Source organism: Nocardioides sp. Arc9.136 (genome assembly GCF_030506255.1).
Classification (GTDB): Bacteria; Actinomycetota; Actinomycetes; order Propionibacteriales; family Nocardioidaceae; genus Nocardioides.
In genome coordinates, this window is sequence record NZ_CP113431.1 from 341,857 (window position 1) to 357,562 (window position 15,706).

General features: G+C 73.9%; 12 protein-coding genes. 7 read left to right on the top strand and 5 right to left on the bottom strand.

Annotated features, from left to right (window positions below; genetic code table 11):
* Positions 1-90 precede the first annotated feature (90 nt).
* The 3 genes from OSR43_RS01645 (at position 91) to OSR43_RS01655 (ending at position 1,078) form a co-directional block, all read left to right on the top strand.
* Positions 91-333: a DUF4244 domain-containing protein gene (locus tag OSR43_RS01645; RefSeq protein ID WP_302269207.1), complete on the top strand. Its 243-nt coding sequence runs from the start codon at positions 91-93 to the stop codon at positions 331-333.
* A gap of 65 nt (positions 334-398) precedes the next feature.
* Positions 399-737 (top strand): TadE family type IV pilus minor pilin, encoded by a 339-nt coding sequence (locus tag OSR43_RS01650; protein ID WP_302269208.1) that lies wholly within the window; start codon positions 399-401, stop codon positions 735-737.
* Positions 734-1,078 (top strand): Rv3654c family TadE-like protein, encoded by a 345-nt coding sequence (locus OSR43_RS01655; RefSeq protein ID WP_302269209.1) that lies wholly within the window; start codon positions 734-736, stop codon positions 1,076-1,078. Before OSR43_RS01650 ends, OSR43_RS01655 begins: the two co-directional genes overlap by 4 nt.
* Before the next feature lie 16 nt (positions 1,079-1,094).
* Here the strand turns inward: OSR43_RS01655 and OSR43_RS01660 are convergent, their stop codons facing one another.
* Positions 1,095-3,422 (bottom strand): DEAD/DEAH box helicase, encoded by a 2,328-nt coding sequence (locus OSR43_RS01660; protein WP_302269210.1) that lies wholly within the window; start codon positions 3,420-3,422, stop codon positions 1,095-1,097.
* A gap of 189 nt (positions 3,423-3,611) precedes the next feature.
* On the opposite strand from OSR43_RS01660, the gene OSR43_RS01665 reads away from it, so the two are divergent.
* The gene (locus tag OSR43_RS01665) at positions 3,612-3,950 is read left to right on the top strand and encodes an anti-sigma factor antagonist (protein ID WP_302269211.1); all 339 of its coding nucleotides are present in this window, start codon (positions 3,612-3,614) and stop codon (positions 3,948-3,950) included.
* A gap of 234 nt (positions 3,951-4,184) precedes the next feature.
* Positions 4,185-6,644 (top strand): sodium-translocating pyrophosphatase, encoded by a 2,460-nt coding sequence (locus OSR43_RS01670; RefSeq protein WP_302269212.1) that lies wholly within the window; start codon positions 4,185-4,187, stop codon positions 6,642-6,644.
* Positions 6,645-6,719: 75 nt separating this feature from the next.
* On the opposite strand, the gene OSR43_RS01675 is transcribed toward OSR43_RS01670, so the two are convergent.
* Together OSR43_RS01675 and OSR43_RS01680 are read right to left on the bottom strand one after the other, a co-directional pair.
* Positions 6,720-8,084 carry an Ig-like domain repeat protein gene (locus tag OSR43_RS01675; protein ID WP_302269213.1) on the bottom strand — a complete coding sequence of 455 codons (1,365 nt, stop codon included), beginning with the start codon at positions 8,082-8,084 and terminating at the stop codon, positions 6,720-6,722.
* 134 nt (positions 8,085-8,218) lie between these two features.
* A complete protein-coding gene (locus tag OSR43_RS01680) occupies positions 8,219-9,811 on the bottom strand; it encodes an Ig-like domain repeat protein (RefSeq protein ID WP_302269215.1) in 1,593 nt (530 codons plus the stop codon).
* A 247-nt stretch (positions 9,812-10,058) separates the two neighbouring features.
* Here OSR43_RS01680 and OSR43_RS01685 point away from each other — a divergent pair, with 247 nt between their 5' ends.
* Positions 10,059-11,531, top strand: coding sequence for a methyltransferase (locus OSR43_RS01685; RefSeq protein WP_302269216.1), 1,473 nt, complete (start codon positions 10,059-10,061; stop codon positions 11,529-11,531).
* On the opposite strand, the gene OSR43_RS01690 is transcribed toward OSR43_RS01685, so the two are convergent.
* Together OSR43_RS01690 and OSR43_RS01695 are read right to left on the bottom strand one after the other, a co-directional pair.
* Positions 11,512-12,192: a hypothetical protein gene (locus tag OSR43_RS01690; protein ID WP_302269217.1), complete on the bottom strand. Its 681-nt coding sequence runs from the start codon at positions 12,190-12,192 to the stop codon at positions 11,512-11,514. The two genes, OSR43_RS01685 and OSR43_RS01690, sit on opposite strands and share 20 nt — an antisense overlap.
* Positions 12,189-12,752, bottom strand: a complete 564-nt coding sequence (locus OSR43_RS01695) for an RNA polymerase sigma factor (protein WP_302269218.1) — start codon at positions 12,750-12,752, stop codon at positions 12,189-12,191. Before OSR43_RS01695 ends, OSR43_RS01690 begins: the two co-directional genes overlap by 4 nt.
* Positions 12,753-12,954: 202 nt before the next feature.
* Between OSR43_RS01695 and topA the strand changes: the two genes are divergently transcribed.
* Entirely contained in the window at positions 12,955-15,696 is a 2,742-nt protein-coding gene (topA, locus tag OSR43_RS01700) for a type I DNA topoisomerase (protein WP_302269219.1), read from the top strand.
* Positions 15,697-15,706: the final 10 nt, after the last annotated feature.

Here is a 15,706-nt window from a genome sequence, read left to right on the forward strand (position 1 = left end):
CGCCGCCCGGCGGGCCGCGCACCGACCGTCCCGACGACCAGGCTCGTCCGCACCCGGCCACGACCGTGGCCCGTTCCCGAGGAGCAACCCGTGACCCGCACGACCACGACCCGCAGGACCCGCACGACCACCACGCCCGCCACGCCCCGCACCCGTCCCGCCCGGTCCCGGCGGCGGCGGGAGGACGGCATCACGACCGCGGAGTACGCCGTCGGCACCGCGGCCGGCGCCGGCCTGGCGGGCCTGCTCTACAAGATGCTCAGCGGTGGCTTCGGCAACCAGCTGCTGACCACCCTGTTCGACCACGTGCTCGGCCTGCTCGGCATCGGCTGATGCGCCGCACCGACCGCGAGGGACGCGAGGGACGTAGGGGACGCGGGCGACGGGGTGAGCGCGGCATGGCCACCGCCGAGCTCGCGATGGTGCTGCCGCTCCTCGTCGCGGTGACCGCCGGCCTGGTCTGGCTGCTCGCGGTCGGTGCGGCCCAGGTCCGCGTCGTCGACGCGGCCCGTGAGACGGCCCGCGCCGCGGCGCGCGGTGACGACGACGCGAGCGCGGTCGCCCGCGGGCAGCGGGTCGCGCCGCCCGGCAGCAGCGTCACTCTCGGCCGGTCCGGGGGCGAGGTCGTGGCCGAGGCGTCCGGCCGCGTCCGGGGCCCGGGCGGGCTCTTCGACTTCCTGCCCGCCGTCCAGGTCAGCGCGACGGCCCACGCCCTCGACGAGGCGGCCGGCCCGTGACGCGCGGACCGGGGGAGCGCGGCTCGGCCACGCTCTTCGCCGTGGGCTGCCTCGCGCTGCTGCTCCTCCTCGGCTCGGCCCTCGGCGTCGTCGCCGCGATGGTCCGCGCCCACCGGACGGCCCAGGCCGCGGCCGACCTCGCCGCCCTGGCCGGCGCGACCACCGTCGGGGACGGCGACCCGTGCGCGGCGGCCGCGGGGATCGCGGAGCGCAACGGGGCGAGGATCCTGGACTGCGCGGTCCGGGGCCGGGAGGTCCGCGTGGTCTCCGAGGCTCCCGGGCCGCGCTGGCTGGGACAGGTGGCCGACCTCAGCGCGGAGGCCCGCGCCGGCCCCGGCTGAGCGCGCGGTCCGCGGGTCAGTGCCCGCCGAGGAGCACGTCGAGGAGCGCCGCGGCGCCGAGCTTGTCGAGGGGGTTGTTCTGGTTGCCGCACTTCGGCGACTGGATGCAGGAGGGGCAGCCCACGTCGCAGGCGCAGGAGCGGATGGCGTCGCGGGTGGCGGTCAGCCACTCCCGGGCTGCACCGAAGCCGCGCTCGGCGAACCCCGCGCCGCCGGGGTGCCCGTCGTACACGAACACGGTGAGCATGCCGGTGTCGGCGTGCAGCGCGGTCGAGACGCCGCCGATGTCCCAGCGGTCGCAGGTCGCGAACAGCGGCAGCAGGCCGATCGAGCAGTGCTCGGCCGCGTGGGCGGCCCCGGGCAGGTCCTGCCGGGTGAGGCCGGCCTCCTCGAGGGCGTGGTCCGGGACGGTCCACCAGACGGCGGCCGTGCGCAGGGAGCGGACCGGCAGGTCGAGCGGCTCCTCGCTCATGACCTCCCCGCTCGGCTGGCGCCGCTTGAGGAACGACACGACCTGGTGGGAGACGTCGACCTCGCCGAACGAGAGCCGGCAGTCGCCCCAGGTGCGGGACTCGCGCTCCCCGACGACGGTGATCTCGGTGACCTCCCGGGCGGTGGTGGAGTACGGCACCTCCGTCCGGTCGACGACGGCCACGTGCTCCTCGAGGTCGAGGTCCGCGACGAGGTAGGTCTCGCCGCGGTGGACGTAGACGGCGCCCGCGTGGGCCGTGCCGTGGGCGCTCGAGGCGTCGACGGTGCCGACCACGCGGCCGGTGCCGCCCTCCACCAGCTGCACCGGCCGACCGCCGGCGGAGCGGATGTCGGCGAGGTCGGCCGCGCGCCGCCGGTCGGTCCAGAACCATCCGCGCGGGCGCCTGCGCAGCAGCCCCGCGGCGGTGAGCTGGTCGACCACGGCCGGTGCGGTCGGGCCGAAGTGCTCCAGCTCCTCGGCCGTCAGCGGGATCTCCTGCGCGGCGGCGCACAGGTGGGGGCCGAGCACGTAGGGGTTGCCCGGGTCGAACACGGTGGCCTCCACCGGCCGACCGAGCAGCGCCTCGGGGTGGTGGACGAGGTAGGTGTCCAGCGGGTCGTCACGGGCGACGAGCACGCCGAGCGCGTCCTGCGCCCCGCGGCCGGCCCGGCCGACCTGCTGCCACAGCGCCGCCCGCGTCCCGGGGAAGCCGGCCATGAGGACCGCGTCCAGACCGCTCACGTCGATGCCGAGCTCGAGGGCGTTGGTGGCCGCCATCCCGGTGATGTCGCCGCGCCGCAGCGACTCCTCGAGGGCGCGGCGCTCCTCGGGCAGGTAGCCGCCGCGGTACGACGCGACGCGGCCCGGCAGCGAGGGGTCCACGTCGGCCAGGAGGTCGGCCGCGGTCATCGCCACCTGCTCGGCCCCCCGCCGGGACCGGACGAAGGCCAGGGTCCGGACGTCCTCGACGACCAGGTCGGCGAGCAGGTCCGCGGTCTCCGAGGAGGCCGCGCGGCGGACCGGGGCGCCGTTCTCCCCGGTGTAGGAGGTGAAGGGCGGCTCCCACAGCGCCAGGGACAGCCGGCCCCGTGGCGAGGCGTCGCCGGTCACGGCCAGCACGTCGAGGCCGGTGAGCCGGCCGGCGGCGACCTCCGGGTCGGCGACGGTGGCCGAGGCCAGCACGAACGTCGGCGTCGCGCCGTACGACGCACAGATCCGCCGCAGCCGGCGCAGCACGTGGGAGACGTGCGCCCCGAAGACCCCGCGGTAGTGGTGGCACTCGTCGACGACGACGTACTGCAGGGAGCCGAGGAACTGCGCCCACCGCTGGTGCCCGGGCAGCAGCGAGCGGTGCAGCATGTCGGGGTTGGTCAGGACGTACTCGGCGTGGTCGCGCGCCCAGTCGCGCTGGTCGCGGCCGCTGTCGCCGTCGTGGGTGGTCACCCGGACGTCGAGCCCGAGCCCCGAGATCCCGGCGAGCTGGTCCTGGGCGAGGGCCTTGGTCGGGGCGAGGTAGAGCACCGTCGCCCCCCGCTGGCCACGGCGACCCCGGCCGGACAGCACCGCGGAGAGCGCCGGCAGCTGGTAGGCCAGCGACTTGCCGGAGGCGGTGCTGGTGGCCAGCACGACGTGCTGCCCGGCGTGTGCGGCGTCCGCCGCGACGGCCTGGTGCTGCCAGGGCAGGTCGACGCCGCAGGCGCGGAAGGCGTCGACGACGGCCGGCTCGGCCCACTCCGGCCACTCGGCGGTCACGGCCGGTCGCGACGGGAGGGTCTCGAGGTGGGTCAGCCGGCCCTCGCGGCCGGGCACGGAGGAGAGTCGCGCGACCAGGTCGGCCACGGCGGGCCGGTGCTGCTGGGCGGTCGACGTCACTGGTCCAGTGTCCCAGGGACCGGGGACAGTGCCGACGAGGCAGCACCCCGGGCGGCACCCCACAGCCTTCTTTACTGTCTTTGTGCACCGTGCGGGTCGGCGTGGTTTCATAGTGCAGGCCGAGTGTCGGGACCGCATGCCCACCCCGTACTCTCGGCACCGACCGGACAGTGCCTCCAGGGAGAACACGTGGACCTGACTCTTGCGACGCGCGACGTCGATGGGACGACCATCGTTGCCGTCGGTGGCGAGATCGACGTGTACACGGCACCCAAGCTGCGCGACAAGATCACCGAGCTGGTCGCGGCCGGCGTGTACGACCTGGTCATCGACATGGAGGCCGTCGAGTTCCTCGACTCCACCGGTCTCGGCGTGCTGGTCGGCGGCCTGAAGAAGGTCCGCGCCCACGAGGGCTCGCTGCAGCTGGTGTGCACCCAGGACCGCCTGCTCAAGATCTTCCGGATCACCGGCCTGGCGAAGGTCTTCGTCATCCACGACTCCGCGGACGCCGCCCTCGCCGGCAGCTGATCCCGCCGGCCGCGGCGTTCCACGCCGCGCACCGCTGGCCCTCACGACCGTGTCCCGCTCGGGGCACGGTCGTCGTGCGTCCGGACCCGAGGTCGTGACGACGCGCCTGTGACCCAGGTCACGTTGTGCTGCATGCCGGCAGCACGCCGTGCGTAGACTCCGGCTCGATCGTGACCTGGATCACGTCGACGTCGCTGCCGGCGCGATCGCACCCCTCACCTCAGGAGGTAGCGCATGACCGGGATCCATCCCGCCGTCGCCGTGGAAGGAGGGAACCTCGTCCTCGTCATCGTCGTGGCGCTGATCGCGCTCGGCGCCATCGCGATGGCCGTGATGTTCCGTCAGGAGGTCCTCGCCGCCCCCGAGGGCTCGCCGAAGATGAAGGAGATCGCCACCGCGGTCCAGGAGGGGGCCAACGCCTACCTCCAGCGGCAGTTCCGCACGCTGGCCGTCTTCGCGGTCGTGGCCTTCTTCCTGCTGCTCGTGCTCCCCGCCGACGACACGGTCGTGCGGGTCTTCCGGTCGGTCTTCTTCCTGCTCGGCGCGGGCTTCTCCGCGGCGATCGGCTACCTGGGCATGTCGCTCGCGGTGCGGGCCAACCTCCGGGTGGCGGCCGCGGCGGAGACCACCGGGCGCGAGCCGGCGATGAACATCGGCTTCCGCACCGGCGCCGTGGTCGGCATGGCCACGGTCGGGCTCGGGCTGCTCGGCGCGAGCCTGGTGGTGATGATCTTCCAGGACGACGCGCCCGACGTGCTCGAGGGCTTCGGGTTCGGCGCGGCCCTGCTGGCGATGTTCATGCGGGTCGGCGGCGGCATCTTCACCAAGGCCGCCGACGTCGGCGCGGACCTCGTCGGCAAGGTCGAGAACAACATCCCCGAGGACGACCCGCGCAACGCCGCCACCATCGCCGACAACGTCGGTGACAACGTCGGCGACTGCGCGGGCATGGCCGCGGACCTGTTCGAGTCCTACGCGGTCACGCTCGTGGCCGCGCTGATCCTCGGCTCCCAGGCGTTCGGCGACAAGGGCCTGGTCTACCCGCTGCTCATCCCCGCCATCGGCGCGCTGACGGCGGTGGCCGGTGTCTACCTGTGCAAGCCGCGGGTGGGCGAGAACGGCCTGACCACCATCAACCGGGCGTTCTACCTCTCCGCCGGCATCGCCGCACTGGCCTGCATCGCGCTGTCCTTCCTCTACCTGCCCACCGACTTCGCGGACCTCGAGAACGCCGGCGACAGCTCGCTGGACCTCCTGCTGGGCAACGCCGCGGACGGCAACCCCGCGCTGATCGGTGCGGTCGCCGTGACGATCGGCATCGTGCTGGCCGCGGTGATCCTGGCGCTGACCGGCTACTTCACCGGCACCGACTTCAAGCCGGTCAAGGACGTCGGCCGCACCTCGCTCACCGGTCCCGCGACGGTCATCCTGTCCGGCCTGTCGGTCGGGTTCGAGTCGGCGGTCTACACGACGCTGGTCATCGGGGCCGCCGTCTTCGGGGCGTTCCTGCTCGGCGGCGGCTCGCTGTCCATCGCGCTGTTCGCGGTCGCGCTGGCCGGCTGCGGCCTGCTCACGACCGTGGGCGTCATCGTCGCGATGGACACCTTCGGACCGGTCTCGGACAACGCCCAGGGCATCGCGGAGATGTCGGGCGACGTCAGCCCGGCCGGCGCGCAGATCCTCACCGAGCTCGACGCGGTCGGCAACACGACCAAGGCCATCACCAAGGGCATCGCGATCGCGACCGCCGTCCTCGCCGCGAGCGCGCTGTTCGGCTCCTACATCGGCTCGGCGATCGACTCCGCCCGCGACGCGGACCTCGACCAGGAGGGGACCGCGGACCTGATCCTCGGCTTCTTCGTCTTCAGCCCCGACGTCCTGGTCGGGCTGCTCATCGGTGTGGCGGTGGTCTTCCTCTTCTCCGGCCTGGCGATCAACGCGGTCGGCCGTGCGGCCGGTGCGGTGGTCTACGAGGTGCGCCGCCAGTTCCGGGAGATCCCCGGGATCATGGAGGGCACCGGCCGGCCGGAGTACGGCAAGGTCGTCGACATCGTCACCCGCGACTCGCTGCGGGAGCTCGCGACCCCCGGCATCCTGGCGATCCTCGCGCCGATCGCGGTCGGCTTCGGCCTCGGCGTCGGGCCGCTGGCGGGCTTCCTCGCCGGCGCGATCGGTGCCGGCACCCTGATGGCGGTGTTCCTCGCGAACGCCGGTGGCGCCTGGGACAACGCCAAGAAGCTCGTCGAGGACGGGCACCACGGTGGCAAGGGGTCGCCGGCCCACGAGGCGACGATCATCGGCGACACGGTCGGCGACCCGTTCAAGGACACCGCCGGTCCGGCGATCAACCCACTCATCAAGGTGATGAACCTGGTCTCGCTGCTCATCGTGGGCGCGGTCGTCTCGCTGACCATGGGCGAGGACGCCAACCGGCCGCTGTCGGTGGTGATCGCGCTGGTCGCCGCCGCCGGCATCCTGGTCGCGGTGGTCATCTCCAAGCGCCGGTCGGTGGTCATCGGCGACGACGACGGCAACCCCACCCCGCCGGCGCCCCCGCCGCTGCCCCCGGCCGGAGCGGTCGACCCGGCCACCGGTCACCCGGTCACCGCCCCGGGCCACCCCGTCGGCCGACCTCCCGGTGAGCCCGTGGCCGACCCGGCGCCGACGCAGCCCTACCAGTCGCCGACGCCGTAGTCCCGGAGCGGCACCAGCAGCACGAGAGCCCCCCGGCGCCGAGGCGCCGGGGGGCTCTGCACGTGGAGCGGGCTGCTACTTCAGCACGGTCAGCGTGACCACCTTGGACGTGGCGCCCTTGGTCGAGCCGTTGCCGGCGTACACGGCGCGCAGCTTGTGCTTGCCGGGGGCGAGCTTGGGCAGCTTGACCAGCTTGCTGCCGTTGTCCGCGGCGCGCACGACGTACTTCTTCACCCTCGTGCGGCCGTCGAGCACCGTGACGGTGCCTGCGGGCGAGGCGCCGGCGGCCCTCAGGGTGATCCGCAGGACGCTCTTGGTGCCCTTCGCGACCTTCTTCTTCGCCAGGCCGAGCTTCACCGTGCTGGCGGCCTTGGCGACCGTGACGGGGTCGGTGCTGGCGCGGCCGGGCTGGTAGCCGGTCCGGCTGGCGGCCACGACGGCCCAGACCTGCTTGCCGGCGTCGGCGGCGCCGGCGATGTACGTCGAGCCGGTCTGGCCGGCGATCGGCTGGTTCCCCCGCATCCACTGGTAGGCGAACTGCGTGGTGCCGGTGCCGCTCCACGTGCCCGGGTTGATCGAGAGGCGGCCACCGACCTTCGGCTGGCCCGTGACGGCCGGGGCGCTGACCGCGGTCGGGGCAGCCCCGAGCGAGGGGGTGACCGCGGCGCTGGTGGAGGTGCCGGACTGGTCGCCCTTGGTGCCCGTGGCGCGGACCGTGAGCGCCTTGAGGGCGTCCTCCGGGGCGACGGTGTAGGTCTGCTTGGTGGCGCCCGGGATGGCGACGCCGCTGCGCAGCCACTGGTACGTCGTGGTGGCGTCGGCGACGTCCCAGGCGGGTGCGACCGCCTCGAGCGTGGACCCGACCTGCGCGGCGCTCGACCGGATGGAGACCGGCGTGGTCGCCTTCGGGGCCGTGGCGCTGGCGCCCGGGAGCTGGAGCGCGGAGGTGATGGTGTCCAGCGGCAGGAAGCCGAGGAGCGTGGTGGTCACCTTGGCCGCGACCTGGCAGCCGGCCTGGGCCTCGGTCGGGACGAACTGCCAGGGGTCGGCCTGCGCGGGCAGCTCGATCAGGGAGCCGTCGCAGAGCCAGGAGACGTCGAAGGACAGCAGCTTCTGCAGGTCGAGCGGCAGGGCCTCGAACAGCGGCTTGGTGAGCGTGAGCACCTGGCCCACGCCCGGGATGGTGTCGAGCGACAGCGACGGCGGCGCGCTCGGCAGCGGCAGGCCCTCGAGGCCCGGCAGGGGCAGCCCGGGCAGCGGCAGGCCCGGCAGGCCCGGCAGTCCGGGCAGCCCAGGCAGGCCCGGGACCTCGGCCGACGCCGGGCGGGCCGGCTGGGCCGGTGCCGCCTCGGCGGGCGTGAGTGCTGCTCCCGCGACCAGGCCGGTGCTGATCAGGGACGTGGTGGCGACGGCGCCCAGGGCGCGCTTCAAGGAATGCATGTTTCCCTCCCATGACGGCGCCCGGGACGGGGCGCCGGAACTGCTCTCTCCGCTCGCGACGGTACGGCGGAGCGTGACGTGGGACACACGGATCGGCCGCGCGCCCCTGCTGGTCTGGACCGGTCCGGAGGTGGTCACGCCCGCTTCCGGACCGTGAGCACGACGACCTTCGAGGTCGACGGTGCCGTGGTGGTCGAGCCGACGTACTGGACCCGGATGCGGTGCCTGCCGACGGCCAGCCCCCGCAGCTTGACCGTGCGGGTGCCACGCACGACGACCTTGGTCAGCACCCGCGTGCCGTCGAGGACGCGCACGGTGCCGGTCGGGGCGCCGGCGGCCGAGCGGACGGCGACCCGGAGCGTGACCTTCGCGCCCTTGCGGACCTCCGTGCGGCTGAGTCGCGCGACGGTGGTGGAGGACGACCGGGCGACCGTGACGGTGGGCGAGCTGGACGTGCCCTCCGCGAAGCCGGTCGCCCTCGCCGTGACGGCGACCGAGAGCGCGCGTCCGACGTCGGCGGGCCGGACGACGTACGTCGGGCCGGTGGCGCCGGGGATCGTGCTCCCGTCGCGCCGCCACGTGTAGGCGACCGCGGTGGCCGGGGCGCTCCAGGTGCCGGGGGTGGCGGTGAGCGTCCGCCCGACCGTGACGCCGCCCGCGGGCCGCGTGATCGAGGGCGGGACCGTCGCGGTCAGCGGCTCGGCGGCGCCGACGGTGACGGCCTGGGACGTCGCGGTGCCGGGGGCGTGGCCGGCCCGCGTGCCGGTGGCCCGCGCGGCGAGGCTGTGGCCGGCGTCGGCCTCGGTGACGGCGTACGACGCGGTCGTCGCGCCGGTGACCGGCTGGCCGTCGCGGAGCCACTGGTAGGTCGTGACGACCGGCCCGGTGCCCGACCAGGCGGGCGCCGCGACGGTGAGCGTGCTGCCGGGCCTGGGGTCGCCCGAGACGGCCGGTGCAGCCGCGGTCGGGGCGTCGCCGAGGAGGACCGTGACGGCGGAGCTGGTCGAGGTGGCGGGCTCGGGGGCACCGTCCCGGGTGCCGGTCGCGCGGACGGTGACCGCCTTGCCGAGGTCCTCGGCGGTCGGGGTGTACGACGCGGCCGTGGCGCCCGTGATCGCCGTGCCGCCGCGCAGCCACTGGTAGGTGGTGGCGACGTCGGTGGCGTCGGTGTCCCAGGCCGGTGCGGTCGCGGTGAGCGGTGCGCCGACCTTCGGGGTGCCGGCGACGGCGACCGGCTTGGTGGCGACCGGCGTCTGCGGCGCCACGCCCAGCGGCACCAGCACGGAGGCGGTGACGGCTTCGACCGGCAGGATGCCCAGGACCCGTCCGACGAACTTCGCGGCGACCTGGCAGCCGGCCTGGGCCTGGGTCGGCACGAAGGTGAGCTGTCCCTGCGTCCCCGGGATCGGGACGCCGTCGCACAGCCACTCGACGTCGGTGGCGACGAGGCTGTTCAGAATGTTCCAGACTGGCGCGGTGGCGGTCAGCAGCTGGCCCACGCCGGGCGCGCCGCCGAGGGTCGACAGCAGCGGCTGGGTGACGACGGAGAGGCCGCCCAGGATCGGGTCGAGGATCGGGTCCAGGATGCCGTCGCCGGTCTGCGGCCGGGAGACCGGCGCCGGCTGCGCCGGCGCCGCCGCGGCCGAGCCGGCGGTGCCGAGCGCGAGGCCCGAGGACAGCAGGGCGGTGGTGGCGAGCGCGCTCAGGGCGCGGTGGTGCGTGGGCATGCAGGTCCCTCCCCATCGGACGCCCGGGCTCCCGGCCGGACGCACAGCTGTGTCGCGACGTGTCACGCACGTCACGTTCTTCCCCTGGACGGAACCTAGGGCCAAGGACGGGTCTTAAGACAGGTCTTTGCCTCGGGATGGCCCGAACGGACTAGTCCATCCGGGCCATGCGGCAGGTGCTCGGTAGTCATCCGGACGAGCCATGTGGGAGGTCCGCCCGGACGTGGATGGCCCTAGAGTCGAGCCGGTGAGCACCTCTGCCTCCGACCTCCCGGCCCGCCTGCGCGCGGCGCTGACCGTGGCCGGCTTCACCTACGACGCCGTCGCCGAGCTGCTCGGTCCCAGCGCCCACGACGCCCTGGCCCGCAACGAGACGACCCCGGGGCTGCGGCGCACCCAGGGCGGCTCGCCGCTGGAGACGCTCGTCCGCCTCTTCCTGCTCCAGACGCCGGTCGGCCTCGCGGAGGCCCAGCGCGCGCTCCCGGACCTGGTGGACCGGATGGCCGCCGAGGGCCTGCTCGAGCAGACCGTCGGCGAGGTCGCCGCGCGCCTCGACGTGCGGCCGTACGCCGCCGACGGCCGCGACCTGTGGGTCGTCAGCGACCTGACCCCCGGCCTCGACGGCGGGCCGCAGGTGGTCGGCACCGACCACGTGCTCGGGATCAGCCCGGCCTCGACCTCGCTGGCCCAGCTGACGATCCGCGAGCCGTTCGGCCGGGCGCTCGACCTCGGCACCGGGTGCGGCGTGCAGGCGCTGCACCTCGCCACCCACGTGGGCCAGGTCGTCGCCACCGACGTCAACCGGCGTGCGCTGTGGGTGACCCGCTTCAACGCCGCGCTCAACGAGGTCGCCGGCAGCATCGACGTGCGCGAGGGGTCCTTCTTCGAGCCGGTCGCGGACGAGCGCTTCGACCTGATCGCCACCAACCCGCCGTTCGTCATCTCGCCGGCGACGGGCGAGCGCCTGGTCTACCGCGACTCCGGGCTGCCGGGGGACCGCGTCGTGGAGGACATCGTCCGTGCGGCGCCCTCGCACCTCGCCGACGGCGGCTGGTGCCAGGTCCTGGCCAACTGGGCCGTGCTCGACGGCCGCCCCTGGGACGAGCGGCTGGCACCGTGGATCGCCGACGACTGCGACGCGCTCGTCGTGCAGCGCGAGCTGCTCGACCCCTCGGCGTACGTCGAGCTGTGGCTCAAGGACGCCGGGCAGCACGGCGCGCCGGACTACCTGGTCCGCTACGACACCTGGCTCTCGTGGTTCGAGGAGCAGGGCGTGGAGGCGATCGGGTTCGGGTGGATCAACCTGCACCGGACCGGGCCGGGCGCGAGCCGGCGCACCTTCCTTGACTGGCCCTACGACGTCGAGCAGCCGATCGGCCCCGCGATCCGCGCCTGGGGCGACGCGGGCTCGGTGGAGGTCGGCGCGGACGTGCGGCTCGTGGTCCGCGAGGACGTGCGCCAGGAGACCGTCGGCCCGGTGGGCGCCGAGGACCCGGAGACGATCGTGCTGCGCCAGCAGCGCGGCCTGCGGCGGGCCCGGCAGGCCGACACCGTCGAGGCGGCGCTGGTCGGTGCCTGCGACGGTGAGCTGAGCGTCGGCCAGATCCTCGACGCCGTCGCCCAGCTCACCGACCGCGACGCCGAGCAGACCCGGGCGACCTACCTGCCCGTCGTGGCCGAGCTGGTCGAGGAGGGCTTCCTCACCGCAGCTCGCCCGTGAGCGGCATCGCCTCCTGCTCGACCTCGCTGCCGAGGACGGCGTCGGCGCGGAGCTCGAGGTGCGGCTCGGGCGAGCACGTCGCCTCCATCACCTCGACGGTGCCGGAGGCGCCGCCCACGGCGCTGGACAGCTCGTTGGCCTCGCGGTCCCCGGCGAGGGCGAAGAAGAGGACGACCGGGTAGGTGTCCGAGCCACCCGGCCCGTCGACCGGCAGGTGCAGGACCCGGCCCGCGGGCAGCTTGTCGACCTCGCCCTCGATGAAGAGGTACGGCTCTGACAGGCCGCCGTCCGCGGTCTCGCCGATGGTGCGGAAGGGCGACTGTGCGGTGATGGTGCCGCCCTCGCAGGTCACCTCGACCTCGTCGAAGGTGTGCGTCGTCCCGTCCGGCATCGTGGTGCTCAGCGTGCTCACCGGTCCGGGCTCGCGCTCCGTGGCCGGGTCGACCGCCCGGTCCGGCTCGCCGCCGGTGCTGACCGCGGCGGTGCCGACGACGGCCGCCACGGCGAGGGCGGCGACGCCCCCGGCGGCGCGGCGCCGGCGGCGGCGTACGGCGATCCGGCGGGCGACCCGCTGCGGGGCGTCGCCCGGCGGGTGCACCGCGGCGCCCAGCCGGTCGTAGGCGGCGGCGATCGTGCGGTCGTGCCCGGTGTCGTCGTTCATCGGTTCGCTTCCTCTCGTCGGGCCGGACCCGGGACGGCCGGGAGGTGGCCTGCGTGGTGGTCCGCGTGGTAGCGGGCGTGCTCGCGCAGGCGCTGGGTGCCGCGGGAGAGCTGGCTCTTCACGGTCCCCTCCGAGCAGCCCATCCGCTCCGCGATGCCACGGACGTCGAGGTCCTCGACGTACCGCAGCGCGAGGGCGGTGCGCTGCCGCGGGGTGAGCGTGGCGAGCGCCTCGACCAGCCACACGTCGACCGCGCCGACCTGCTGCACCGGCTGGCCGCGGTCGGCCCCGCCGAGCAGCGGCAGCTCGCGCCTCAGCCGGCGCACCCGATCGATGTTGAGGCGCACCATGACCGTCCGCACCCACGCCTCGGGCACGTCCGGCCGGCGGCCGTCCCACCGCTCGCCGAGGCGCGCGAAGGTCTCCTGGGTCAGGTCCCAGGCGTCGTGCGGGTCGCCGGTGAGCGCGTGCGCCAGCCGCAGGAGCGCGGCCTGGTGCACGGCCATGAAGTCGGCGAACCCGCCGAGGCCGGGTTCGGTCCCCGGTCCGCCTCCAGCCATGTGCCCTCTCCCGTCCGTCCGGTGTCCACTGTCCCCCTTCTGACGGTGACCGGGCCCGGAACGTTGAGGGAGAGATCGGTCTCGGGGCGCTGGTCCCCGGCCCCCGTCGGGGCGGCCGGGTCGACAGCACGCGCTACCGTGAGCGGCCGTGAGCCCCGGTGATCGTGGCTCCGTCCCAGGCAACGTGAGGAATGACAGGTCCGTGGCACACAAGTTGGTGATCGTCGAGTCCCCGGCGAAGGCCCAGAAGATCGGGGGCTACCTCGGTCAGGGGTACGTCGTCGAGTCCTCGATCGGGCACATCCGTGACCTGCCACAGTCCGCCGCCGACATCCCGGCCAAGATCAAGGACAAGTGGTGGGGCCGGTTCGGTGTCGACATCGACAACGGCTTCGAGCCCTACTACGTGGTCCCGAAGCGCTCCAAGGACCAGGTCAAGAAGCTCAAGTCGCTGCTCAAGGACGCCGACGAGCTCTTCCTCGCCACCGATGAGGACCGCGAGGGCGAGGCGATCGCCTGGCACCTCCTCGACGAGCTGAAGCCCAAGGGCATCCCGGTGCGCCGGATGGTCTTCCACGAGATCACCGAGCCGGCGATCCTCGCCGCGGCCGAGAACCCCCGCGAGCTCGACATGGACCTCGTCGAGGCCCAGGAGGCCCGACGCATCCTCGACCGCCTCTACGGCTACGAGGTCAGCCCGGTGCTGTGGAAGAAGGTCATGTCCGGCCTCTCCGCGGGCCGCGTGCAGTCCGTGGCCACCCGCCTGGTCGTCGACCGCGAGCGCGAGCGGATGCGCTTCCGCGTGGCGTCGTACTGGGACCTCGACGCGACCTTCGACGCCGGCTCCGAGCACGACCAGCGGATGTTCCCGGCCAAGCTGCACTCCGTCGACGCGGTCCGGGTCGCGCGCGGCTCGGACTTCGGTCCGGACGGGAACCTCAAAGCCGCCACCACCGATGGTGACCCCAAGCGACCGCTACCACTGCACGTGGACCGGACCCGCGCGGAGGCGCTGTCGCAGGCGCTGCAGGAGAGCACCTTCGAGGTGCGCTCGGTGGAGTCCAAGCCCTACCGCCGCTCGCCGTACGCGCCGTTCCGCACCACGACGCTGCAGCAGGAGGCCAGCCGCAAGCTTGGCATGAGCGCGAGCGTGACGATGTCGGTCGCCCAGCGCCTGTACGAGAACGGCTTCATCACCTACATGCGTACCGACTCCTCGACGCTGTCGGGGGCCGCGATCGACGCGGCACGGTCGCAGGTGCGCGAGCTGTACGGCGCCGAGTACCTCCCCGACGCCCCCCGCACCTACGCCGGCAAGGTCAAGAACGCCCAGGAGGCGCACGAGGCGATCCGCCCCGCGGGCGACACCTTCCGCACCCCCGGCCAGACCGGCCTGACCGGTGAGCAGTTCCGGCTCTACGAGCTGATCTGGATGCGCACCGTCGCCTCGCAGATGAAGGACGCCACCGGCCAGTCGGTCTCGGTCCGCATCGGCGGCACCGCCGCGACCGGCGAGGACGTGGTGTTCTCCGCCAGCGGTCGCACCATCACCTTCCACGGCTTCCTCAAGGCCTACGTCGAGGGCACCGACGACGGCGGCCAGAAGGACGACGCCGAGACCCGGCTCCCCGTCCTGGCCGAGGGCGACGCCCTCTCCGCGGCCTCGCTCGCCGCCGCCGGCCACGAGACCAAGCCGCCGGCCCGCTACACCGAGGCCACGCTGGTCAAGGAGCTCGAGGACCGCGAGATCGGCCGCCCGTCGACGTACGCCTCGATCATCAAGACGATCATCGACCGCGGCTACGTCTACAAGAAGGGCACGGCCCTGGTGCCGGCCTGGCTGGCGTTCTCGGTGATCCGCCTGATGGAGGAGCACTTCCCCCGGCAGATCTCCTACGAGTTCACCGCCCAGATGGAGGACGCGCTCGACGAGATCGCCGCCGGCCGCAAGGACCGCGGCACCGAGCTGGCGGAGTTCTACTTCGGCACCGGTGACGTCGAGGGCCTCAAGAAGCTGGTCGACGGGCTCGGCGACATCGACGCGCGCGAGCTCGCGACGTTCCCCGTCGGCGGCCCCGACTCCGGGATCAACCTGCGCGTGGGCCGCTACGGCCCCTACCTCGAGGGGCCCGACGACGAGGGCAACCCGATCGGCAAGCGGGCCAACGTGCCCGACGACCTGCCGCCCGACGAGCTGACGCTGGAGAAGGCCACCGAGCTCTTCGCCAACCCCGCCGGGGAGGAGATCCAGCTCGGCCGCCACCCCGAGTCCGGCCTCGAGGTCGTGGCGAAGAACGGCCGCTTCGGCCCGTACGTCACCGAGGTGCTCCCCGAGGACGCGCCGAAGTCGGCCAAGCCGCGCACCGGCTCGCTGTTCAAGTCGATGTCGCTCGACACGATCTCCCTCGAGGACGCCGTCAAGCTGCTGTCGCTGCCGCGGGTGGTCGGCACCGCCGAGGACGGCGAGGAGATCACCGCGCAGAACGGCCGGTACGGGCCGTACCTGAAGAAGGGCACCGACTCGCGGTCGCTGGCCTCCGAGGACCAGCTGCTCACGATCACCCTCGACGAGGCGCTGCGGATCTACGCCCAGCCCAAGCAGCGCGGTCGTGCCGCGGCCGCGCCGCCGCTCAAGGAGCTCGGCAACGACCCGGTCTCCGGGCAGCCGGTGGTCGTGAAGTCCGGCCGGTTCGGGGAGTACGTCACCGACGGGGAGTACAACGCGACCCTCCGCAAGGACGACACCGTCGAGTCGATCACCATCGAGCGCGCCGCCGAGCTGCTCGCCGAGCGGCGCGAGCGCGGCCCGGCCAAGAAGGGCGCTAAGAAGACGACGAAGGCGCCGGCCAAGAAGGCGGCGGCCAAGAAGACCACGGCGAAGAAGGCGGCGACCAAGAAGACCACGGCGAAGAAGGCGACGGGGGCCGCGGCCAAGAAGGCCTGACCGGCGCCGC